This is a genomic window from Aquabacterium sp. TM01, from assembly GCF_057808345.1.
Map to the genome: position 1 here is coordinate 1,797,144 of NZ_AP046529.1, position 22,253 is coordinate 1,819,396.

Annotated in this window: 23 protein-coding genes and 1 tRNA gene; 15 read left to right on the forward strand and 9 right to left on the reverse strand. The window is 63.4% G+C overall.

Translation table 11 applies throughout. From position 1 onward, the window contains the following. Window positions 1–36: 36 nt before the first annotated feature. Window positions 37–1,440 carry a bifunctional enoyl-CoA hydratase/phosphate acetyltransferase gene (locus AC3WW4_RS08220; RefSeq protein ID WP_488827904.1) on the reverse strand — a complete coding sequence of 468 codons (1,404 nt, stop codon included), beginning with the start codon at window positions 1,438–1,440 and terminating at the stop codon, window positions 37–39. 129 nt (window positions 1,441–1,569) lie between these two features. Further along, window positions 1,570–2,076 (reverse strand): GNAT family N-acetyltransferase, encoded by a 507-nt coding sequence (locus AC3WW4_RS08225; protein ID WP_488827905.1) that lies wholly within the window; start codon window positions 2,074–2,076, stop codon window positions 1,570–1,572. A 177-nt stretch (window positions 2,077–2,253) separates the two neighbouring features. On the opposite strand from AC3WW4_RS08225, the gene AC3WW4_RS08230 reads away from it, so the two are divergent. The 3 genes from AC3WW4_RS08230 to xerD all read left to right on the forward strand — a co-directional run bounded on the left by AC3WW4_RS08230 (window position 2,254) and on the right by xerD (window position 4,633). Next, complete coding sequence (locus AC3WW4_RS08230) at window positions 2,254–3,003, forward strand: hypothetical protein (RefSeq protein WP_488827906.1); 750 nt, start codon at window positions 2,254–2,256, stop codon at window positions 3,001–3,003. A gap of 87 nt (window positions 3,004–3,090) precedes the next feature. Continuing rightward, window positions 3,091–3,738 (forward strand): chalcone isomerase family protein, encoded by a 648-nt coding sequence (locus tag AC3WW4_RS08235; protein WP_488827907.1) that lies wholly within the window; start codon window positions 3,091–3,093, stop codon window positions 3,736–3,738. A gap of 37 nt (window positions 3,739–3,775) precedes the next feature. After that, window positions 3,776–4,633: a site-specific tyrosine recombinase XerD gene (gene xerD, locus AC3WW4_RS08240; RefSeq protein WP_488829710.1), complete on the forward strand. Its 858-nt coding sequence runs from the start codon at window positions 3,776–3,778 to the stop codon at window positions 4,631–4,633. Window positions 4,634–4,672: 39 nt separating this feature from the next. Here xerD and AC3WW4_RS08245 read toward each other — a convergent pair whose 3' ends face one another. After that, on the reverse strand, window positions 4,673–5,494 hold the full coding sequence (locus tag AC3WW4_RS08245; protein ID WP_488827908.1) for a ferritin-like domain-containing protein: 822 nt from the start codon (window positions 5,492–5,494) through the stop codon (window positions 4,673–4,675). 7 nt (window positions 5,495–5,501) lie between these two features. Then, window positions 5,502–6,344 (reverse strand): undecaprenyl-diphosphate phosphatase, encoded by an 843-nt coding sequence (locus AC3WW4_RS08250; protein ID WP_488827909.1) that lies wholly within the window; start codon window positions 6,342–6,344, stop codon window positions 5,502–5,504. A gap of 123 nt (window positions 6,345–6,467) precedes the next feature. Between AC3WW4_RS08250 and AC3WW4_RS08255 the strand changes: the two genes are divergently transcribed. The 5 genes from AC3WW4_RS08255 to AC3WW4_RS08275 are packed head-to-tail and all read left to right on the forward strand — an operon-like array spanning window position 6,468 to window position 10,269. Continuing rightward, window positions 6,468–8,072, forward strand: coding sequence for a protein adenylyltransferase SelO (locus AC3WW4_RS08255; RefSeq protein WP_488827910.1), 1,605 nt, complete (start codon window positions 6,468–6,470; stop codon window positions 8,070–8,072). Beyond that, on the forward strand, window positions 8,069–8,473 hold the full coding sequence (msrB, locus tag AC3WW4_RS08260) for a peptide-methionine (R)-S-oxide reductase MsrB (protein ID WP_488827911.1): 405 nt from the start codon (window positions 8,069–8,071) through the stop codon (window positions 8,471–8,473). Before AC3WW4_RS08255 ends, msrB begins: the two co-directional genes overlap by 4 nt. A gap of 41 nt (window positions 8,474–8,514) precedes the next feature. Further along, complete coding sequence (locus AC3WW4_RS08265) at window positions 8,515–9,147, forward strand: septation protein A (RefSeq protein ID WP_488827912.1); 633 nt, start codon at window positions 8,515–8,517, stop codon at window positions 9,145–9,147. Next, window positions 9,144–9,419, forward strand: coding sequence for a BolA family protein (locus AC3WW4_RS08270; protein WP_488827913.1), 276 nt, complete (start codon window positions 9,144–9,146; stop codon window positions 9,417–9,419). The genes AC3WW4_RS08265 and AC3WW4_RS08270 overlap by 4 nt, the downstream gene beginning before the upstream one ends. A gap of 28 nt (window positions 9,420–9,447) precedes the next feature. Next, window positions 9,448–10,269, forward strand: a complete 822-nt coding sequence (locus tag AC3WW4_RS08275; RefSeq protein ID WP_488827914.1) for a peptidylprolyl isomerase — start codon at window positions 9,448–9,450, stop codon at window positions 10,267–10,269. Here the strand turns inward: AC3WW4_RS08275 and putA are convergent. Together putA and trmB are read right to left on the reverse strand one after the other, a co-directional pair. Then, entirely contained in the window at window positions 10,259–13,414 is a 3,156-nt protein-coding gene (gene putA, locus AC3WW4_RS08280) for a bifunctional proline dehydrogenase/L-glutamate gamma-semialdehyde dehydrogenase PutA (protein ID WP_488827915.1), read from the reverse strand. The two genes, AC3WW4_RS08275 and putA, sit on opposite strands and share 11 nt — an antisense overlap. A 78-nt stretch (window positions 13,415–13,492) precedes the next feature. Beyond that, window positions 13,493–14,230: a tRNA (guanosine(46)-N7)-methyltransferase TrmB gene (gene trmB, locus AC3WW4_RS08285; RefSeq protein WP_488827916.1), complete on the reverse strand. Its 738-nt coding sequence runs from the start codon at window positions 14,228–14,230 to the stop codon at window positions 13,493–13,495. Between the two features lie 120 nt (window positions 14,231–14,350). Between trmB and AC3WW4_RS08290 the strand changes: the two genes are divergently transcribed. The 7 genes from AC3WW4_RS08290 to AC3WW4_RS08320 all read left to right on the forward strand — a co-directional run bounded on the left by AC3WW4_RS08290 (window position 14,351) and on the right by AC3WW4_RS08320 (window position 19,891). Beyond that, a tRNA-Gly gene (locus AC3WW4_RS08290) sits at window positions 14,351–14,424 on the forward strand. Window positions 14,425–14,611: 187 nt separating this feature from the next. Next, window positions 14,612–15,853, forward strand: coding sequence for a tyrosine-type recombinase/integrase (locus AC3WW4_RS08295; protein WP_488827917.1), 1,242 nt, complete (start codon window positions 14,612–14,614; stop codon window positions 15,851–15,853). Window positions 15,854–16,086: 233 nt separating this feature from the next. Beyond that, complete coding sequence (locus tag AC3WW4_RS08300; protein WP_488827918.1) at window positions 16,087–16,341, forward strand: helix-turn-helix transcriptional regulator; 255 nt, start codon at window positions 16,087–16,089, stop codon at window positions 16,339–16,341. Window positions 16,342–16,553: 212 nt separating this feature from the next. Further along, on the forward strand, window positions 16,554–17,504 hold the full coding sequence (locus AC3WW4_RS08305) for a DUF7146 domain-containing protein (protein ID WP_488827919.1): 951 nt from the start codon (window positions 16,554–16,556) through the stop codon (window positions 17,502–17,504). Continuing rightward, window positions 17,501–18,694, forward strand: a complete 1,194-nt coding sequence (locus AC3WW4_RS08310; RefSeq protein ID WP_488827920.1) for an AAA family ATPase — start codon at window positions 17,501–17,503, stop codon at window positions 18,692–18,694. Before AC3WW4_RS08305 ends, AC3WW4_RS08310 begins: the two co-directional genes overlap by 4 nt. Then, a complete protein-coding gene (locus tag AC3WW4_RS08315) occupies window positions 18,694–19,236 on the forward strand; it encodes a hypothetical protein (RefSeq protein ID WP_488827921.1) in 543 nt (180 codons plus the stop codon). Before AC3WW4_RS08310 ends, AC3WW4_RS08315 begins: the two co-directional genes overlap by 1 nt. A gap of 19 nt (window positions 19,237–19,255) precedes the next feature. Continuing rightward, a complete protein-coding gene (locus AC3WW4_RS08320) occupies window positions 19,256–19,891 on the forward strand; it encodes a hypothetical protein (RefSeq protein WP_488827922.1) in 636 nt (211 codons plus the stop codon). A 472-nt stretch (window positions 19,892–20,363) separates the two neighbouring features. Here the strand turns inward: AC3WW4_RS08320 and AC3WW4_RS08325 are convergent, their stop codons facing one another. From AC3WW4_RS08325 to AC3WW4_RS08335, 3 genes are read right to left on the reverse strand one after another with little or no spacing between them, the layout of a single operon-like run. Next, entirely contained in the window at window positions 20,364–20,663 is a 300-nt protein-coding gene (locus AC3WW4_RS08325; RefSeq protein WP_488827923.1) for an STAS-like domain-containing protein, read from the reverse strand. After that, complete coding sequence (locus AC3WW4_RS08330; RefSeq protein WP_488827925.1) at window positions 20,657–21,574, reverse strand: STAS domain-containing protein; 918 nt, start codon at window positions 21,572–21,574, stop codon at window positions 20,657–20,659. Before AC3WW4_RS08330 ends, AC3WW4_RS08325 begins: the two co-directional genes overlap by 7 nt. A gap of 59 nt (window positions 21,575–21,633) precedes the next feature. After that, window positions 21,634–22,083 (reverse strand): hypothetical protein, encoded by a 450-nt coding sequence (locus tag AC3WW4_RS08335; RefSeq protein ID WP_488829794.1) that lies wholly within the window; start codon window positions 22,081–22,083, stop codon window positions 21,634–21,636. Window positions 22,084–22,253: the final 170 nt, after the last annotated feature.

The following is a 22,253-nucleotide window of genomic DNA, read 5'->3' on the forward strand; positions in this document are numbered from 1 at the left end:
GAGCGCCTGCCCGAGGGCTCAGAGCAGGCGAGTCGCTCAGCTCTTCTTGGTGCAAGAGCGAATCATCAGGCGCCCCAGTGCCGCAGACGCCAAACGCGTGCGTGGCGTGTCGATGGGGTTGGTCAGGATGACGGGCACCTTGGCGCCGAGCACGATGCCGGCGATGTCCGCATGGGCAAAATGCGCCAGCTGTTTGACCAGCATGTTGGCGGCCTCCAGATTCGGCACCATCAGAATGTTGGCCTGACCGGCAACCGGCGAGTTCGGGTATTTCGCACGGGCCACCTCTGGGTGCACGGCTGCGTCAAACGTCATGGGGCCATCAAGCAGGGCCCCAGTGATGTGGCCACGTTCGTGCATCTTGCACAGCACCGCAGCGGTCGTTGACGATTCGAGGTTGCTGTTGAAGTCTTCGGCGGCCGACACCACTGCCACCCGGGGCTCGTTCAGCTTCAACCGGCGCGCCAGATCGATCGCGTTTTGGACGATGTCGCGGCTTTCATCCAGATTGGGGCGCACGTTCACCTCGGCATCCGTGATGATCAGCGGCTGCGGGTAGCTGGGCACGTCAGCGACGTAGGCGTGCGAGACGCGGCGCGAGGTGCGCAGCCCGCCAGCATGGCGAAGCACCCGCTTCATCAGCACATGAATGGGGATGTTGCCTTGCATGATGGCGGAGACTTCGCCGTCGCGGGCCATTTCAACCGCAATGGAGGCGGCCTGGACCGCGCATTCGGCTTCGCGCCAGAGGCAGTCGATCAGGTCGAGTTCCAACTGCTGGCCCAGGGCACTGATGCGCTCACGCGAGCCAATCAGCACCGGCATGATGAGCCCTTGTTGGGCGGCATGCAGGGTGGCCTTCAGCGTGGCGGCATCTTCCGGATACACCACCGCGCAGCGTACAGCTGGCTTGTCTTTCACCAGGCTCATCAACTGCTCGTAGCGCTCCAGACGATGCAGGTGCATGCGTGGCAGCGGCGCCTGAGGCCGGCGAACCTTTGCGGTGGGGGCCATGATCTCGGCCTCTCCCACGATCACTGGTTTGCCGAGCTGGTTGGTGCAGGTGCATTCCAGCACAACCATGTTTTTGGCTTTCTTTTCCTTCACGGTCAAGGTGACCGTGATGGTGTCGCCCAGGCTGACGGGGCGCATGAAGCGCATGTTTTGCCCGACGTAAATGGTGCCCGGGCCAGGCAACTGTGTGCCGAGCACAGTCGAAATCAAGGTGCCGCCCCACATGCCGTGGGCGATCACCTTCTGGAAGGGGGTGTCTTTGGCGTAAGCGTCGTCCAGGTGGGCTGGGTTGACGTCGCCGCTGAGGATGGCGAAGGCGTCGATGTCGTCCTTGGTGAGGGTGCGAGTGATGCTGGCACTGTCTCCGACCTGCAGTTCATCGTAGGTCCGGTTTTCCAGCATCACGGGTGTGTACTCCTGGTTCATTCAGTCTCGGCAAACAAGTCATCAAGGGACTTTCAATGTGCCACGAGGTTTTGGCAGGGCCTGGCCGAAAATGCCAGGGTATTCCCTGGGCATTCGTCCAGCACGGTGTCGATCCGCATGAACGAGGGGTCAGGCTCCCCCGAGATTGTGTGCAAGTGTGTGTGACATGAGCATGGCATCCGATCCGAAAGAGGCCAGTTTGTCAGCGACCTGCGGCGAGGTCGGCAGTCGGGCATGGAAGCCGTGGCGCATCCAGAAGCTTGCAGAGTTCTGCACGGCAATCAGGCTGAGGCGTTGAAGGCCCATGCTGTTTGCCTGCTCGATCGCCATTTGCAAGAGCCGGCGGCTGGCACCGCGGCCTCGCAGGGCGGGCGAGATGGCCATGTCATGCAGGTAGAGCTCGTCCGGCAGTGTGCTGGCATCGCACTGACACGCATGCAGGACAGGATAGGACTCATCGGCGACGGGCAGGCTGACCAGGTAGGCCAGTACGCCGGCATGCTCGGCCGAGATCACCCAGCAGGTGTCCGGGGCGGCGCGTAGCTTGCTCTCGAAAGCATCCAGTGGCTCGTGAAAGTCGGGTTGGTAGCAGATGTGCTGCAAGGCCAGGACATGAGGCAAGTCCGCGTGCGTCATGGCTCGGCATTGCAATTCAGCAGTCAGGGGCATGGTGAGGAGAATCAGGGGCAGAGCGACCGACCCCCCATGATAGGGCAGGGGTAAAACCCGCAGTCGGGATGCTTCAGGGTCTTGGCAAGACGGCAATCCTGCCAGAATCCATCGCATTGTCCCCGCACAGCTCACGTCCCGGCCATGTCCAAAATCCTCTATCAGCGCTCTTCTTCCCGCCTGGTGCTTTCGGCGGCCGTGGCGGTCGCCGTGATCGGTGCCGGGGCGTACTGGATCACTTCGGGCTCCTCCTCGTCGGGCGACGGCGGGGTGGTGCTGTCCTCGGAGTCTGGCTTGCCAGGCTGGCCCCGGGCTTCAACCGGGAACCCGGAACCTGCCGGGGAACTGCACCCCGCCGTGCTCTCGGACGGACGACCCAGCGATGTGTCGACCGACGACTGGGCGACGTTGCAGTCCGCGTTGGCCAAGGTCGGCGTGCCTGCCGCAGAGGCGGAGCGCATTGTCAGCTACAACCGCTACCAGCGCAGCTTCGAGTCGTGGCAAAGCCTGGATCAGACTGAAGATGCTTCACGGCGTCGCCGGGCCGCGCAGTCGCTGATGAGTGAATTGCCGGCGCACGTGGGGCGTGGGGATTTCACCTTGCTGGAGGCGATGTTGATCGGCTCCGCGCTGATCGCGGACATTGAGCCCGATGCGGCCCGTCGCACGGCCCGACTGGACGCCTGGCAGGCGGAGGTGCTCACCGTCTTGCCTGTGCCCACCGAGGACGAGGTCAAGTCCAAGGCGGCCACCCGTGAGACCGAGCTGAAGCGGCGTCAAGCGCAGGCCTTTGCCGACTGGCAGGCGCTGACGGACCCCGCTCAACGCACGCCCGCGCGACTGGAGCAGGCGCTGGAAGAGGTGCGCCGGGCCTACAACGCCATGACGTTCTGAGCGACTGGCGTGCGCGTTGGCTGAGGCGACCGGTCGGCGGACAAGGGATTGCGTGCGTTGTTACCATGGGGTACACACGGAGTTTCAATGAGTCAGCGCAGCAGGTTTTCACCGATCAATCCCGCCGATGGGCAGCGCGTGGGGGCGTGGCGCCGCATGGCGCTGGGGGCCTGCCTGGCTGCGGCATTGAGCGCCACCTGGGTCACAGGGGCGCAGGCTGCCACGCTGGAAGGTCAGCAGTTTGACGACACCGTGATGCAGGGACAGCAAAAGCTGCAGCTCAACGGGCTTGGGCTGCGCGGCGTGGCCTGGCTCAAGGCCTTTGTGGCTGGCCTGTATGTCACCACGCCCAGCCGCGATGCCGCGTCCTTGCTGGCTGAGACCGGCCCGCGCCGGCTGCGCTTGAAGATCATGCTGCAGGCGCCCAGCAGCGAGCTGACCAAGTCCCTGTTGCGTCGGGTGAAGCGGCATGAAACGCCGGAGGTGCAGGCCCGCCTGGCCGATCGGCTGGCGCAGTTTGCCGAGCAGCTCGATGGCCTGGGTCAGCTGATGCCGGGTGATGTGGTGGACATGGATTACTTGCCGGGCAAGGGCCTGGTGCTGTCACGCAACGGCAAGGCGGCGGGCAAGCCGGTGGTGGGCGATGACCTCTACCGCGCGGTGTTGCAGATTTTTGTGGGTGAGCACGCCATCGACCCCCGCATGAAACAGGGCTTGCTCGGTGCCCCGGCCTGAGGTGCAGATCGATCCGCATCTGGATCGTTTCATCGACATGCTCTGGCTGGAAGACGGGCTGAGCAGCAACACCCTGGCGGCCTACCGTCGTGATCTGCAGGCGCTGTCCGACTGGTTGCGCCAGCAGCCCGACGGGCACACCCTGGTCACCGCCTCCGAGCTGGACCTGGCCAGTTACGCGGCGGCCCGCCATGCTGGCTCCCGCCCGTCTTCAGCGGGGCGGCGTTTGAGTGTGTTTCGGCGTTTTTACCGCTGGGCCACCCGTGAAGGGCTGTCCCTCGAAGACCCGACGGTGCGCATGGACGCCCCACGTCAGCGCATGCGTTTGCCGGGCACCCTGACCGAAGCCCAGGTCGAGGCCTTGCTGGCCGCACCGGATACGGATGAGCCGCTGGGGCTGCGCGACCGCGCCATGTTGGAACTGCTCTACGCCAGCGGCCTGCGGGTGAGCGAGCTGGTGACCTTGAAATCAGTGCACGTGGGCCTGAGCGAGAACGTGCTGCGCATCACCGGCAAGGGCAGCAAGGAGCGGCTGGTGCCTTTTGGGGTAGAGGCCTCCGACTGGTTGCAGCGTTACCTCGACCAGGCGCGGGCGCAGATCCTGGGCGGGCAGGTGAGCGATGCCTTGTTCGTGACCGGGCGTGGCGACGCGATGAGCCGCCAGATGTTCTGGAAGCTGATCAAGAAGTACGCCCAGCACGCCGGCATCACGCAGCACCTGTCGCCCCACACCCTGCGGCATGCCTTTGCGACGCACTTGCTCAACCATGGCGCCGATCTGCGCGTGGTGCAGATGCTGCTCGGGCACGCCGATATCTCTACGACGCAGGTCTACACCCATGTGGCGCGGGAGCGCCTGAGGCAGTTGCACGAGAAGCACCACCCGCGCGGGTGATGCGTCAGGGCGACCGGGTGTGCGGCGGCCGAAGGGGCGTCAGTCCTCGCCGAGCAGAAAGGCGAGCTCGGCGTCTGTGAAGCCGGCGGCCTTGCGGGCGGCCTCGTTGAACGGGGGGCGCATGCGGGGCGCCTCGTAGCGCTTGACCAGTTCGGGGTAGAGCGCGGTGGCGTCCAGCTGCCGCTCTTGGCAGAGGTGATGGAACCAGTGGTTGCCAATGCGCACATGGCCCACCTCGTCACGCAGGATGATGTCCAGGATCTCGACGGCACGAAGGTCGCCGGCGCGGGTGAGCTTGTCCTGGATCAGCGGGGTGGCGTCCAGGCCGCGCGCTTCCAGCGTGCGCGGCACCAGCGCCATGCGGGCGACGATGTCGTGGCGGGTCTTGTGGCACATCGTCCACAGGCCATCGTGGGCGTCGAAGTCGCCGTAGTGCGACCCGAGGCTCTCCAGGTGGGTGCGCAGCAAGGTGAAGTGCAGGGCCTCTTCGCCGGCCACCTGCAGCCAGTCCCGGTAGAAGGCGGCGGGCATGTTGGCAAAGCGCCAGACGGCGTCCAGGGCCAGGTTGATGGCGTTGAACTCGATGTGGCAGATGGCGTGGAGCAGGGCGGCGCGGCCTTCGGGGGTGAAGGGCGAGCGGGATGGCACCTGCGTGGCACTTACCAGACGCGGCCGCTCGGGGCGGCCGGGCATGGTCGCTTCTTGATCGGGTGTCAGCGTGAGGGCTTCGGCGCGTTGCCCCTCGTCGGGTAGCAGGGCGGCATCGTTCTGAACGGCGTCCCACAGGGTGGCGGCCCGTGCGGCTTTGGCAAGCGGGTCGGCCACCAGCAGCACGGCCAGGGCTTCATGGCGGCAGTTCATGGCGCCGTCACTCCGCCCAGGTGATCCAGCCCATGTGCGAGGTGACCAGGATCAGCAGGCCAAAGGCGATGCGGTACCAGGCAAAGGGCATGAAGTTGTGGCTGGAGACGTAGCGGATCAGCCAGCGCACGCACACCCAGGCCGACAGGAAGGCAAACACCAGACCGGTCAGGAACAGGGGCAGGTCGGCCAGCGACAGGAGGGCGCGCTCCTTGTACAGGCTGTAGGCCCCGGCGCCCACCAGCGTGGGAATGCCCAGGAAGAAGCTGTAGTCGGTGGCGGTCTTGCGGGACAGGCCCATCAGCATGCCACCGATGATGGTGGCACCGGAGCGGCTGGTGCCGGGCACCAGGGCCAGGCACTGGACGAGGCCGACCTTGAGCGCATCCAACGGCGTCATGTCGTCCACCGACTCCACACGGGAGGTCTGGTAGCGCGCGGTCAGCTTCTCGGCCAGCATGATGAAAAAGCCGCCGATGATGAAGGTGGTCGCCACCACGGTGGGCGTGAACAGGTGTTCCTTGACCAACTTGCCCAGCAGCAGGCCCATCACCACCGCGGGCAGGAAGCCGATGATCACGTTGAGCGCAAAACGCTGGGCCACCGGGTCGGAGCCCAGTCCGGTGACGGTGTCCTTGATGCGCTGCAGGTAGACCAGGATGACGGCGAAGATCGCGCCGGTCTGGATGGCGATCTCGAAGACCTTGGCTTTTTCTGCCCCGGCCGAGCCGCCAAAGTCCATCAAGGCGTTGGCCAGGATGAGGTGGCCGGTGCTGGAAATGGGCAGAAACTCGGTCAAGCCCTCCACGATGCCCATCACGACGGCTTTCAGAAACAACACAATGTCCACGGTCACAGTCCTTGCAGAAGCCGGCATGTCCTCATGTCGGCGTGCGCGCATCTTAGGACATGGTCATGACAGCATTAGCCCGACGCCCTTCAGGGGCAGGCCGCCTTGTCTACACTGAACCACATGTCTGAGACCCTTTCCCCCGATCTGGGCGCCGTCAACACGCCGACCGCCTGGCCTCCCACACCCGAGCGCTGGTTCAACCGCCTGGCGCAGCGCAGCGAGGCCTTGCACGCCCGCTTGCAGGTGCCGCTGGGGACCTCATGGGAGGGGGACCCGATGCCCCAGCCGCGCTGGGTGGCGGTCAACGAGCACTTGGCGCAAGAGATGGGACTGCCCCCCCAATGGCAAGACGCTGCCGATGCGGCGGGCGCCAGCACCTTGGCGGTGCTGAGCGGCAATGCCCGCTGGCCCGGCATGGCGCCGATGGCCACCGTCTACAGCGGCCATCAGTTCGGACACTGGGCAGGCCAGTTGGGCGATGGTCGGGCCTTGTTGCTGGGTGAGCTCGACACGCCCATGGGACCGCAGGAAATCCAGCTCAAGGGTGCCGGTGCCACGCCGTATTCCCGCCGGGCCGATGGCCGGGCGGTGCTGCGCTCGTCCATCCGCGAGTACCTTTGCAGCGAGGCCATGCATGGCCTGGGCATTCCCACCACCCGGGCGCTGGCTTTGACGGCCTCGCCTCTGGCGGTGCGCCGCGAGAGTTTCGAGACGGCCGCCGTGGTCACCCGGGTCGCGCCCAGTTTCCTGCGCTTTGGCCACTTCGAGCATTTCTCGCACCACCGCCACCCGCGCCATCACGAGGTGCTGGCCGACCTGGTCGATTTCGTCGTCACCCACCATTACCCCGAGTTGCAGGACGCCCCCAACCGGGCGCTGGCGCTGCTGGACGCCGTTCTGCAGCGCACCGCGCGCCTGATGGCCGACTGGCAGAGCGTGGGTTTTTGCCACGGGGTGATGAACACCGACAACATGTCCATCCTGGGGCTGACGATTGACTACGGCCCCTTCGGCTTCCTCGATGCCTTCGATCCGGAGCACATCTGCAATCACTCCGATGACCAGGGGCGGTATTCCTGGAGCAACCAGCCGCAGATCGGTTACTGGAACCTGCGTGCGCTGGCCCAGGCGCTGCTGCCCTTGATCCCGGAGGCTCAGGACGACCCGCAGGTGGTAGTCGATGTCTTGCAGACTTACGAAGTGCATTTCCCAAAAGCCATGACCGAGCGTTGGTGCGCCAAGATTGGGCTGCGCCCCTTGTCCACCGAGGTCGATGCGGACCGCACCGATGACCAACGCCTGGCGCTGGACTGGCTGACCTTGCTGGCCCGCGGGCGCGTCGATTTCACGATTGCCTTCCGCCGCTTGGCGGAGTTCCGCTCTGACCTGTCGCCCGATGCCCCGGAGAATGCCCGCGTCCGCGATCTGTTCCTGGACCGGGAGGCGTTCGACGGCTGGGCCCTGCGTTACGCCCAGCGCCTGCGCGCTGAGCAGAGCGTGGACACCGAACGTGCCTTGCGCATGAACCGCGTCAACCCTTTGTACGTGCTGCGCAACCACATGGCGGAAACCGCCATTCGCCAGGCGCAGCGCGGCGATGACAGTGAAGTACAGCGCCTGCACCGTCTGCTGCAGCATCCGTTTGACACGCAACCCGGCTGCGAAGCCGATGCCGACTTCCCGCCCAGCTGGGCGCAATCCATCGAGGTGTCCTGTTCATCATGAGTACCTACAAAGTCGAGAAGACCGACGCCGAATGGCGTGAGCAACTCTCTCCCATGGACTACCAGGTGACGCGCCAGGCGGCCACCGAGCGCCCCTTCAGCGGTCGCTACTGGGACCATTTCGAGAAGGGTGACTACCGCTGTGTCTGTTGTGGCGTCAAACTGTTCGAGTCCGACACCAAATTCGATGCCGGTTGCGGCTGGCCCAGTTACTGGCAACCAGCCGATGACAGCCAGATCGAGCGTGTGCGCGACACCAGCCACGGCATGATCCGCGTCGAAGTGCGCTGCCAGAACTGCGGCGCGCACCTGGGCCACGTCTTCGAAGACGGCCCCCAGCCCACGGGGGAGCGCTACTGCATCAACTCCGCCGCGCTAGACTTCGAACCGCGCCAGACCTGAGCGCACCAACCTGCGGCCGCTGAACCCGTGCCCGACATCCCATGAAGATCTTTTTTGACCTGCTGCCCATCATCCTGTTTTTTGCCAGCTACAAGTGGGCCGGCAGCAACGCAGAGCAGGCAGCGCAATGGCTGAACCACTACCTGGGTTTTGCCGTCTCGGGTGGCAGCGTGGGGGTGACCGAGGCTCCCGTGCTGCTGGCCACCGTCGTGGTGGTCGTGGCCACCTTGCTCCAGATCCTGGTGCTCAAGGCCCTGGGCAAGCGCGTGGACAAGATGCTCTGGGCGGGCTTGATCGTCGTCGTCGTGCTTGGCGGCTTGACCTTGTGGTTCCACGATGAAACTTTCATCAAGTGGAAGCCCACCGTCATTTACTGGCTGATGTCGGCCGGCTTCCTGGTCACCGAGATCGTGCTGGGCAAGAAAATGCTGCGCCAGATGATGGGCGGGCAGGTCGACGTGCCCGAGGCCGTTTGGCGCAACCTGGGCTGGGCCTGGGTGCTGTTTTTTGCCGGCATGGGCGTCCTCAACCTCTGGGTGGCCTTCAACTTTCCGACCGACACCTGGGTGAGTTTCAAGATGTGGGGCAGTCTGGGCCTGACCTTGGGCTTCACCCTGGCGCAGGGCGTGTACCTGAGCCGTCACATGACGGCCGACGCGAAGGACCCCGCATGAGCACCGGAACCGTCTCCGCCACCCAGATGGAGGCCGTGCTCACGCAGGCCTTGCAACCCGAGTCGGTCACGGTCACCGATGACACGGCCGACCACATGGGCCATGCCGGACACAGCGGCGCCCCCACAGGCACGCATTTCACCATTCAAATACGTGGGCGCTGCTTCAACGGCCTGTCGCATGTGCAGCGTCACCGCCTTGTGTATGATGCTTTGCGCGATTTGATTCCGCAGGGCGTCCATGCCCTGGCCATCAAAGCCGAGCCCGTCTGAACCCTCTACAGAAAGCTTTTCGCTCATCATGAAGATCTCTCGTATCGCCAAGGCTGCTGTGCTGGCCGCTACTGTCACGCTGGCTGCACCTTCGGTGTTCGCGCAAAACATCGCCATCGTCAACGGCAAGGCCGTGCCCAAGGCGCGCGCCGACGCCATGATCGAACAGATCCTGAAGAACCAGCAGCCCGGTCAGCCGCCGCAGACTCGCACGCCGGACCTGGAACAAAAGGTCAAGGACGAGATCGTCATGCGCGAAATCTTCATCCAGGAAGCTGAACGCCGTGGCCTGAACACCTCGCCGGATTACAAGGTGCAGATGGAGTTCGCGCGCCAGTCCATCCTGATCCGCTCGCTGTTCCAGGACTTCGAGGCCAAGAACCAGATGACCGAGGCCGAAGCTCGCGCCGAGTACGACAAGATCAAGGCCGCCAATGGCGCCAAGGAACTGCGTGCTCGCCACATCCTGGTCGAGAATGAAGCCGAGGCCAAGGACCTGCTGACCAAGATCAAGGGCGGCGCCAAGTTCGAAGAGCTGGCCAAGAAGAACTCCAAGGACCCGGGCTCGGCCGAGAACGGTGGCGACCTGGATTGGGCCAACCCCAGCAACTACGTGCCTGAGTTCTCTCAGGCTCTGCTCAAGCTGAAGAAGGGTGAAGTCACCAGTGCCCCGGTGAAGTCGCAATTTGGCTGGCACATCATCAAGCTGGAAGACGAGCGCGCTGCTCAGTTCCCCGAGTTTGACGAGGTAAAGGCGCAGATCATCCAGCGTGGCACGCAAGCCAAGATGGCCAAGTTCCGCGACGACCTGAAGGCCAAGGCCAAGACCGACTACAAGTTCAGCAACTGAACTGGGTGAGCAAGGCGGCATTGCCGCCTGCCGCCGTGGTGTTGACGCTGAGCACCTGCTCGGTCGCGAAGCGCAACACATAGAGCGGGCCCCCGGCCTTGGGGCCGGTCCCGCTCCAGCCTTGCCCCCCGAAAGGCTGCACGCCCACCACCGCACCCGTCATGCTGCGGTTCACATACACATTGCCGACCCTGGCGCGTGCGCTCACGTGCTGGATGCGTGCGTCCATGCGCGTGTGCAGGCCCAAGGTCAAGCCGTAGCCGCTGGCGTTGATCTGGTCGATGAGGTCGTCCAGAGTCGGCGCGTGGGTGCCTGGCCCCCAGTGCACGACGTGCAGGATCGGGCCGAAGTGCTCGGCCTGCAGGTGTGAAACGGTGGGAATCCGCCAGGCGCTGGCTCGCACGTATGGCAGGTCGCCTGGGTTTGCAGGCGGTGGTGCCTCGCCAATGAGGTGAACGCCGGAGGCAGAGTCTTGGGCCTGCTCGCTCAAGGCGGCCAGGTGGCTCAGCAGACGGGCCTGCGCAAGGGTGTCGATCACGGGCCCCACATCGGTGGCCCAGTCCGCAGGTGGTCCGCTTACCAGGGTCAGCAAGACGCCCGCCAGCATGGTTTCCATGTCATCCGCAACAGCCTGATGCAGGCACAGCAGCCGCAAGGCCGAGCAGCGTTGCCCTGCACTCAGAAAGGCGCTCGCCACCACGGCGTCGATGACCTGCTCGGGCAGGGCGGTGCTGTCCACGATCATGGCGTTGAGGCCGCCGGTTTCGGCAATCAAGGGCACGATGGGGCGATCGGCCGCAGCCAGGCTGTGCTGGATGCGCTTGGCGGTGGCGACCGAGCCGGTGAAGGCCACGCCAGCGCACAGTGGGTGAGCGACCAGTTCCGCGCCGACACTCCCGGGGCCGCAGACGCAGCACAGCGCGTCGACCGGGATGCCGTGGCGGTGCAGCAATGCGACCAGCCTGCGGGCGATCTGCGGCGTCTGCTCGGCAGGCTTGGCCGCCACCACGTTGCCAGCCAGCAAAGCGGCGATGACCTGTCCGGCAAAGATGGCCAGCGGGAAGTTCCAGGGCGCGATGCACACGAAGACACCCCGCCCGCGGGCGCGCCATGCGTTGTGTTCGCCCGTGGGCCCCGGCAGGAGGCGGGTCGCGAGCGTGTCACGGGCCTGTGCGGCGTAGTAGCGGGCGTAGTCGATGGCCTCGCGCACCTCGCTGACGGCGTCAGGCAGGGTCTTGCGTGCCTCCACCACCAGATCGGCCGCCCAATTGTCGAGGTCGGCTTCCATCTCGTCTGCGGCGTGCAGGATCAGGGCGCAGCGTTGCGTCAGCTCGGTGGCTTCCCAGGCTGGCCAGGCGCGATCCAGGTCGCGCATGAGGGCGTCAATGGACGGCGTCTCTGCGGATTCAGGTGACGACGCTGTGCCCCTCGCGGTGGCTGCACCACGCTGGCGCTGGGCGATGGCGGTCAGCAGCGCCTCGCGGTGGGGCGTGTGATGCAGGTCGCGACCAGCGGCCTGCCGATGCCCCAGGCCCTCGCGCTCCAGGGGCGGTGCCAGCGTGCACGGGTGGATGCCCGTGTCGGCCAACGGGGAGGCGAGCAGCGTGTCCAGCAAAACATCGGGCGCGGCCAACTGGTGCACGAACGAGGCATTGGCGCCGTTTTCAAGCAGGCGCCGTACCAGATAAGCGAGCAGGTCGCGGTAAGGTCCGACCGGTGCATAGACGCGCACCGCAGCGGCCTGTGCGGCCGTGGTGCTCTGACGAATGGCCTGGTAGAGGGACTCGCCCATGCCGTGGAGCCGCTGCCACTCCCACTCAGTGGGGCCCAGACCGTGTTGCTGGGCCAGTTGGCTCACGGCCGCCAACGTGGCGGCATTGTGGGTGGCGAACTGCGGGAAGAGCAGGGCGTGGTGCCGCAGCAGGTCTTGCGCGCAGGCCAGATAGGCCAGGTCGGTGTGGGACTTCTTCGTGTAGACCGGGTAGCCGGGTAGGCCGGCCTCTTGCGCCTGTTTGATTTCCGCATCCCAGTAGGCGCCTTTGACCAGTCTCACGGTCAGACGCCATTGGTGTTGCGCCGCCAGGTGGGCGACGGCCTGGATCATGGCGGGCGCCCGGTATTGGTAGGCTTGGATGGCCAGACCGAGGCCGGGCCAATGGGCGGAAGGCTGACAAGTGTGCAGACGGTCGAGCAGGTCGGCCAGCACCGTCAACTGCAAGGTCAGTCGGGTGGATTCCTCGGCGTCGATGGTCAGCAGCAGCCCGTGTTCAGCCGCCCTTTGGGCCAGTTGGAGCAGGCGCGGGCCGAGCTCGCGGATGACCTGGGCCTGGTGGGCCTGCTCGAAGCGCGGGTGCAGGGCCGACAACTTGATGGACAGGCCCTGTCTGCGTGAGATCGGCACGTCTACCGCTGCCATCGGGGACTGTGCGCTCAGGGTCGCGAGGGCTTGCTGGTAGGCGGCCTGGTAGCGGTCTGCATCCGCCCAGGTCCGGGCACCTTCCCCAAGCATGTCAAAGCTCCAGGTGGTTTGAAAGCCCGTGCGTTCATCGGTGCGGGTGAGGGCCTCGGCGGCTTGCCAGGCCTGCACGATGTCGGGCGCCAGCACAAACTGTCGGCCCAGCAACCGCAGCGCGTTCAGGGTTGCGGACACCACGCTGTCTTGTCCGAGGCGGCCGAGCAGGGTGCCCCAGTGGTGGGCGCCGTCGTCGCCTGGTGCGCGCCGCATGAGCTGTTGCGCCAGGCCCAGCACGCGCGCCGACAGGGCTTCCCACCACGGGTGGCGGTGCGCACTGGCGGCAGGCTGATGGTGAGCGAAGTCGCCGTGTTGCAGCTGATCGCTCAACAGCAGGGCGCGGGTGTCGGCGTCGGGAACCCTCAGCAGCGCCTCGGCCAGACGCATCAAGGCCAAGCCTTCGGGGCGGGACAAGGGGTAGGCCTGGAGCAGGGCGTCCATGGCCCAGAAGGCGGGCGGATGGGCACGCACCTGCGTGACCCAGGGTTCACACTGCGCGCGAACCGCAGACCAATCCAGTGTGTCGGCCAGACGGACCCGCAGGGCAGCCACGGTTGCCGCTTCGTTCTGCCAAGGGGCTGGCAGAGGCGCGGGTGAGTCGGGCGCAGTGGGAAGGTCGGCAGGCTGGGGCACGGGACACTCCGGTCACATGCCCACAGCCTAGCGTCTTGACGATCAGCGGTCCAGCGGACCGTCGCTTTCAGGCCGGGGTCAGGCGCGCTTGCGGAAGACCAGGTCCCACACGCCGTGGCCCAGTTTCAGACCGCGGTTTTCAAACTTGGTCAGGGGGCGGTAGGCGGGTTTTTCGGCGTAGGTGTCGGCTGTGTTGACCAGGCCGGGTTCGGACGAGAGCACTTCGAGCATCTGCTGGGCGTAGGGCTCCCAGTCGGTTGCGCAGTGAACATAGCCGCCCGGCGCAAGGCGCGAGGTCAAGTGGGCGACCAGCGGCGCCTGGATCAGGCGACGCTTGTTGTGGCGCTTCTTGTGCCAGGGGTCGGGGAAGAAGATGTGCACGCCAGCCAGGGACGCGGGCGGAATCATGTGCTCCAGCACCTCGACCGCGTCATGGCGCAGGATGCGCAGGTTGCTCAGCCCCATGTCACCGATGTGCTTGAGCAGCGCGCCCACGCCAGGTTCGTGCACCTCGCAGCCGATGAAATCGGTGCCCGGCAGCGTTTGCGCGATCTTCGCTGTGGCATCGCCCATGCCAAAGCCGATTTCCAGCACGACCGGGGCTGTGCGTCCGAACGTGGCGGTGTAGTCCAGAGGCGCCTGTGCGAAGGGCAGCACAAAGCGCGGGCCCAGCTCGGCCAGCGCGCGGGCCTGGCCCTCGGTGGTGCGTCCGGCACGCATCACGAAGGTCTTGATGGTGCGGTGGTGGCGTTCGCCCGCTTCAGTGTCGGCGGCAGGCGTGTCAGGATCTTGGGGGGCGAGGTCGGGGCTGGACATGCGAGAGATTTCAGACCGTTGGATCAAGGGCGAGAGTGTGCCTCAGTCTGAGGTGCGTCGCAAACAGGAGACGGTCGACCCAAGGGGGAGTCACGGCATGAGGCTACAATGCGTTCGAACGCGGGTGTCGTTCAATGGTAGGACTCTTGCTTCCCAAGCAAATAACGTGGGTTCGATTCCCATCACCCGCTCCACATACCATGTCAAAGGCCGCTAGGAACATACACCTGGCGGCCTTTTTCTTTGGTAAATCAATGGTTTGCCTTGCGGTGACGTACAGCGGCAGACATTGACAGACAGAGAGGGGCGGGGGAACAATCAGGGGAACAAACCGCTTGTGCCCCCATCTTGGGATCATTTGTTCCCCCGGAGTGTTCCCCCATGCTCACAGATCCAGCTTGCAAAAATGCCGTGTGCCCCCCGGACAAGCCACGTATTCGACTGTCCGATGCGGGTGGGCTGTACCTGGAGGTGACGCCGAATGGCTCCAAGCGTTGGTTTGCCAAGTACCGCTTCGACGGCAAAGAAAAGAGACTGGCGCTCGGCAGCTATCCGGGTGTGACGCTCAAGGCCGCACGCGAAGGCCGCGACCTGGCACGCAAGGCGCGCGAGGGTGGATCAGACCCGGTGCAGGTGCGACAGGCTGAGAAGCTGACGAGGGTGGCGACAAGTGCGACCACCTATGAAGCGGTGGCCCGTGAGTTCCATAGCGTCAAGGCAGCGGGATGGAGTGACGGGCACGCGACCAAGTGGCTACGGATGAATGAGCTGTACCTGTTCCCCCACCTCGGCGGCTTGCCCCTGAGCACGATCAAGGCACCGGCACTGCTGGCTACGCTGCGCAAGGTCGAGAAGAAGGGCATTCTGAGCACGGCGCAAGACCTGCAACAGATGGCCGGGCAGGTGTTTCGCTATGGCATCCAGACGGGCTACTGCGAACACAACCCGGCGGGCGACCTGAAGGGGGCACTCAAGCCCCACATTGCCCGGCACTTTTCAGCGGTGCTTGATCCGGTGGAGGCGGGCGGGTTGCTTCGCTCGATTGACGGGTACACCGGGCAACCGACCACGCTGGCGGCGCTGAAGCTGGCCGCGCTGATCTTCCAGCGGCCGGGCAATATCCGTGCGATGGAGTGGGCATGGGTTGATCTGGATCGGGCCATGCTGACCATTCCGCCATCGGACATGAAGCGGACCAAGCATGAGAAGGTGAACGGCAAGCCGCATCTTGTCCCCCTGGCCACGCAAGCCGTGCGTATCCTCAAGGCCATCCAGCCATTGACCGGGGCAGGGCGCTATGTGTTCCCCGGTGCGCGTGACCGCAACAAGCCCATGAGCGACGGCACCATCAATGCGGCGCTGCGTCGGCTGGACTTCGGCAATGACGACCATGTGGCGCATGGGTTCAGGGCGATGGCACGCACGATGATTGCCGAGCGCATCCCCGGCATTCCTGCTGACATGGTGGAGGCTCAACTAGGACACGGCAAGACAGGCCCCCTGGGCAGCGCCTATGACCGTGCCGAATACCTGGGGCAGCGTCGGCAGATGATGCAGACGTGGGCCGATTACCTAGACACACTGCGCGCTGGCGCTGAGGTGATCGAGTTCAAGCGGGCGTGAGTTTTCGCCAGTCCTAGGCTGATCCCCGAAAACCCGTTTCCCTGGCGGGCTGGATTGAGCCAAATAGCCCATAAAACCCGACAACACCGACGACAACATCCTGTTGGAGGTCTTTGCAAGTGATTGATTCTTAATGGATTCACTTGCAAACCGGTATAGGGTTTTGTTTCTTGCTCCTGCGTTCCTAGCATCCTTCGTACATCGGCGTATCAAGCCGTTGATGAAGGATAAGCATGAACATCGTTCGACTTCCAGCCGTCAAGGCTGCAATTGGCTGGCGCTCACACGCCAGCATCTACAACGCGATCAACGCGGGCCTTTGGACAAAACCAGTGTCCATCGGGCAACGGTCAGTCGGCTGGCCTGATGACGAGGTGAAAGCCCTGTGCGCGGCGCGCATTGCGGGCCTGTCGGACGATCAAATCCGTGAACTGGTGAACACCCTGCACAGCAAGCGTGCGGAGCGCCTAGCGGCTCTGATGGCTTGAGGGGTGGATATGCACACGGACGCCACCGCCCCAAAAGGAAAGCCCACCGGGAGCGGCAACTACCCGGCAGGCCACACAGACAGCGCCAGCATACCCGCTGCTGTGTCCACGATCAAGACCAAGCTGATTCACTGCGCTGCATGGCTGGCGCTGGTGTTCCGGGGGCTCGCATGAGAGATTCAAAACGAAACTACGCCACATGGGTGCATGACATGCTGGGGCATCTACCAGGCCAGATTGAGGCCGACGTGATGATGCGCTTCGGTCCGAAGAAGCGTTGTTACGGCAAGCTCTGGGGTGATGGCCTGGGTGGCTTTGCTGGCGACTTCAAGAGCGGCATCTTCGCCAACTGGAGCGCCATCGACCCCCGGCAGATGAGTGCCAGCCAACGACTTGCGCATGAGGCGCAGATCGCTCAAGCCAAAGTCGAGCGCGACCGGGAGCAGGCCGCACGCTGGGAGCGCAATCGGCCACGCCTGCGCAGCACCTGGGATGCCAGTCACAAGCCGGTGATGGGCGACCCTGTGACCCTGTATGTGAAACGTCGCGTGCAGGGTGGCATGTGGCCTTTGCCTGCCTGCCTGCGGTATCACCAAGCCCTGCCCTATTGGGACGACGGCGAAGTGCTCGGCACCTTCCCTGCGATGGTGGCGCGCTTCCATGCTGCTGATGGGCGCTGTGTGGGTCTGCATCAAACCTACCTGACCCGCGACGGGCGCAAGGCCGATGTGCCCACGCCAAAGAAGATGAGTCCGACGAGTGGCCCATTGCCCGGCGGGTGCATTCCATTGGCTCAACCCATCGGCGGTTGCTTGGGTGTGGCCGAAGGCATCGAGACAGCTCTGTGTGCTGGCGCTGGCAGTGGCCTGCCTGTGGTGGCGACCTACTCGGCAAATGCGCTGGCTGCATACCAATGGCCCAAGGGCTTGCGGCGGCTGGTGATCTTCGCTGACAACGACGTGAGCGGCACCGGGCAAGCGGCGGCGGCGAAGCTGGAACGACGTGCGCGCGCGGCTGGCCTGTCTGTCTCTGTGCTGCTGCCTCAGACCCCCGGCGAAGATTGGGCCGATGTGTATGCGCGACGGGATGCTGCGACGGTGGGAGCCGTGGCCGATAGCCTGGAGCGTGCGCGCTTCGACGGGCTTGAAGGCGGTGCAGCATGAGCGCCATCATCGACATGAAGCGCCTGCAATCGGCTGGCCTGCCTCCTACCGTGGTTCTCGTTAACGGTGCTGACCTGACACCCGAGCCGGTGCGGTGGCTGTGGCCTGACTGGCTGGCGCTGGGCAAGCTGCACATCCTGGCCGGTGCGCCTGGGCAGGGCAAGACCACAATTGCGCTGGCGGTGGCTGCAACCCTCACCATCGGCGGGCGCTGGCCTGATGGGTCAAGGTGCTCACCTGGGAACGTGCTGATCTGGAGCGGCGAGGACGACCCAGCCGATACGCTGCTGCCCCGCCTGATCGCTTCCGGCGCAGACCGGACGCGGTGCTATTTCGTCAGCGGCACCAGGATTGACGGCGAAGTCGAAGCATTCGACCCGGCCCGAGACATGGCCGCACTGGAGGAACAGGCCCAAGCAATCGGCGGCATCAAGCTGCTGATCGTTGACCCTGTGGTGTCTGCTGTGGCGGGCGACAGTCACAAGAACACCGAGGTGCGCCGAGCACTGCAACCCCTCGTTGATCTAGGGTCAAGGCTTGATGCTGCTGTGCTGGGAATCAGCCACTTCAGCAAGGGCGGCGCGGGCTCTGACCCTGCATCCCGTGTCGTGGGCTCTATTGCCTTCACGGCAGTGGCGCGGGTGGTGCTGGTGGCCGCAAAGGTGAAAGCCGAGGACGGCGAACAGGATCAAGACCGGCGCATCCTGGCGCGCGGCAAGTCCAACATCGGCCCCGACGACGGCGGGTTTGAATACGCCATCGAGCAGGCCGAACCGCTGCCCGGCATTCACGCCAGCTATGTGACGTGGGGCAAGTCCGTGGCAGGCTCAGCGCGTGACTTGCTGGCCGAGCCGACCGAACAGGAATCCGCAAGCGACGGCAAGAGTGCAGTTGATGCCGCTGCGGCATTCCTACTGGAAGCACTGGCTGACGGGTTGACTCCCACCAAGACGGTGCAGGCCGAAGCCAAAGATGCGGGGGTGTCCTGGGCATCCTGCAAGCGTGCAGCCGAGAACCTGCGGGTGGTCAAGCGCAAGGGTGACGGCGGGCTCTGGTACTGGAAGCTGCCCAACTTGCTCAACCAAGTTGCTCAAGATGCTCAACATTCAAACGGTGAGCAAGTTGAGCAAGTTGATGAGCAACATGGGGTTGACGACCCAACCCCGGCATCTGAAGTAGAGGTGTTTTGATGGGAGCGCCTGACCTTATCCAATGGCTCAGGCGCGACGGGTTGGCACTGGCCTTACTGCCTTCGGGTGGTTTGGCCGTGCAGCCTGCCAGCAAGCTGACCGACGAACACCGAGCGGCGATTCGACACCATCGTGATGCGCTGGTGCTGGCGCTGACCGATGACGCGAACCTGAAAGAACCTGAAGCCGACGACCCCGACCGTCATTCATGGCCGCACACCACGGCGATGAACACAGCCGAGATTGACGTCTTCAATGCAAGGGTTCACCTGTTCACCCGACGAGGCCTGGGCGAAGCTGAGGCGGAAAAGTCGGCCGATGGGCTGGTGATCCGAGACCGTGGTGGCGAAGACCGGCGCCTGTGCCTGGAATGCCGACACTTTCGGTGCGTCGGCCCCTATCGGTGCGGGAATGTGCGTGCGGCGGACGTACATGCTGACTTGCCGCGTGACTTGGTGCTGACCTTGCAGCGCTGCCATGGATACCTTGATGCGCGTCTGCCTATTGAGAGGATGTCAGATGTTGATCATCGGCATGAATAACGATATGAAGGGATAGCACATGGCAACCACCAAACCCACTACAAAACGCGCCAGCTCGCGTGACCAGAAGGTATTGCAGGTGACGCGACGACCTGACCAAACGCACTCCGAGAAGCTGGCCTCACTGGTCACCGATGGCACGTTGACTGCGGCGACGCTGCAAACCTACGCAAACGCAGGCTCTGAACTTGACGTCACTGACCTGGTGACAGCGATGCGCAAGGCTGGGGACGATGCCGTCGCCGGGAAGCTGGAGCGTTACGAGCGTGTGCTGGCACACCAGTTTCTGACTCTGGATGCGTTATTCAACAACCTGGCGCAGCGCTCAGGGCGGCAGGATTCCTTCAAGGGGATCGAGACCCTGATGAGGCTGGCACTCAAGGCGCAGTCTCAGGCACGCGCCACGGCGGAGACGCTGGCGCTGATGAAGAACCCGATGCCTTACATCAAGCAAGCCAACATCGCCCACGGACCGCAACAAGTCAACAATGGCTCGCACACGGGCGCGGAGAAAACACAAAGCACGCCAAACGAACTATTGGAGCACCAACATGGCAACTACTTGGACGGAAGAGCGCAGACAACGACAGGCCGAACTGATCCGGCAACTGAAGCCTTGGACGAAAAGCACCGGGCCGCGCAGCGAAGGGGGTAAGGGTCGGGCATCGCGCAATGCGTGGAAAGGGGGGCTTCGGCCACAACTGCGCGAACTTGCAAAAGAGCTCAACGCAGAGCTCGAACTCATGAAGCGCCTGAACGACACAGCGCGGCGCTGAAACAACGAGTGCGTCCGGCCTCGATATCAAAGTGGCCCGCCGCGCTGGCTGCATTAGGCTGAGTGCTTACGTTCGCGGGAGTTGGATGACTGGCAGCTTTGACCCGAAGCGACCCATTTCGCTGCCATTCACCCGCCAAGAACTGTCGGTCAACGGTCGGTTGCGGAAGTCCAAGTGGTTGTAGCGACTGTCTCCTAGGAGACGTTTCTCAGGTATTACCTCCGCAGCAGGTGCGCGCGTGGGAAGTGACGGCCGGCCGAGCAAGGTTGTGACTGCGGCCAAGCAGATACCTACGAGCGGGCACAAAAAAGCCACCCGAAGGTGGCTGAGCTGTCAGCAAGGCCTGCGAAGCTATGCAGTTTTCCCTTGCTGCTCGGCTACGAACGCAAATCGTCTCTTGATCAAGTCATTGATGAACTTTGTCGAGTGAGTGATCTGCAGGCACTTGAAGATCTGAGGCAACGCTGCTGTTTCTACTAGTTGCACGAGGGCTGCATTGATGAATGCGGACGGCACAGCGTGAATGCCTTCGAAGGAGACCTCAACGGGGCGGCCTTCGCGCACATCGTCGCGGATTAAGTTGAAGATCACTTGGCCATCGTCGTATGAAGATGGTTGCTTGACATGGTCAATGATGCGGATTGCTACCATTGGAATTCCTCCGGGGCGGCTTCACTTTCAAGCCTTTCTAGTGTATCAGTGCGCAACGACACTTGCACAAGCGTGCCTGGATATGTCCATTCACTCTGGCGGCTGGTGACGTTCATCCCCCTTGCGCTGTGGGTCGCTGAAAGGTAGCCCTCTCCCGAATGAATCAACACAGTCCCCCCGTTCTTGGTGGTGATGTGCTTTGTCAGCAGCGACAGTCCGACCCCTCGGTTGCGGACATTCGTCTTGGTTGTGAACCCTTCTTGGATTGCGAGACGCAAGCATTCTGGGTCGGACACTCCCGGAACTCGAGTCTTGACACGAGTAGGGATACCTATGCCGAAGTCGCTAATAGCGATGACTAACCTGTTCTTTCTAGGGAAATGTTGTGCAAATACGCAGCCGTAGTCTGAACTTGCGTGGTATTCAATGTTGTGGAATACCTCTTCAAGGCAGGCTCTGATGGTTTCAAGTGATTGTTCTGGGCTATCTGTTGATCTTGCAATCCAAGGCATTAACTTGAAATATAGATAGCTTGTATATGCATCGGCTGAGAATAGCTCAAGAGGTATAGTGGTGCTTCGCGGGTTGGACTGCTGAAAGAGCTTCTTCTTTGTGTAGTGCTCAAAGAACCCGGAATCATCAAGATAGATGTTCGCTTTGTTCGCAACTTTGCAGTTCGCAAAAGTTACCTTAACCCGTGAAAGCTTAAAATGCTCAATGGAGTTTGCAAGGGCTACAACACCTGCAGGCTCAATGAATTCAAGTCTTTTAAAGTCAAAGATGACAGAGGAGGACTGTTCAGCGTTTCTCTTCTCAATAGCTTGACCAATAAAGGTCCGCATCGTCTCGTATGTAAACCTGTGGGGTAATTCCACTACCGTTTCCGGCCTAGCAAAAGGATTTATATTCATGTGGCTTCAAGCGGATTCGGGGTGGCGTATTGAGAAATTTGTTTCGCTCAATATTGAAATCATCGGCATTGCAGTCGATTTCCGATGTGCTGGCAGAAACGCCCATTTGGCGATGTGAAGTTGTTGGTGGTGCCATGACGCTGGTAGTAGCCGTCTGGTCCATTGCACCCGCGTGCGTTGCATTGGACGGGCCCGCTGTGGCGTGCAGCAGTTGCCGCACGTTGGCGGCGTTGCTCCTGCAAGCGCTCCTGATGCCTCCTTTGCGCGGTAATGCGGTCGGCTTCGTAAGGGTCGGCGGCGCTGTGAATTGACTCGGCTCGGGAGCGGGCGAGGGCGCTGCTGCCACGGTCGATGCTGCTGTGGGAGCGATGGGCATCCTCGATCTGCTTCCAGTCTTCCTGGGTGTAGTTGCCCTGACCCTTGGCGCACTGTCGCGCGCGCCGAGCTTCATCTTGAAGGAACTGGCGCTTCTCCTTGCTGATGGTCACGGAGCCCGCCGACGTCTCCATGTTCCGAATCTCTTGCTCAGACGGACATGAGGGCTGAGGGGCCCTGGAGTACTGACGTCCACCGGTGCGGTGGTCGTCCTGCTCCGGCTCCTCGGCCCACTGGCGCCGGACGGACCCGATGGTGTTGGCATTGAGCTGATCTGAATCAAGGATCTTCCCCGAAGATGGGC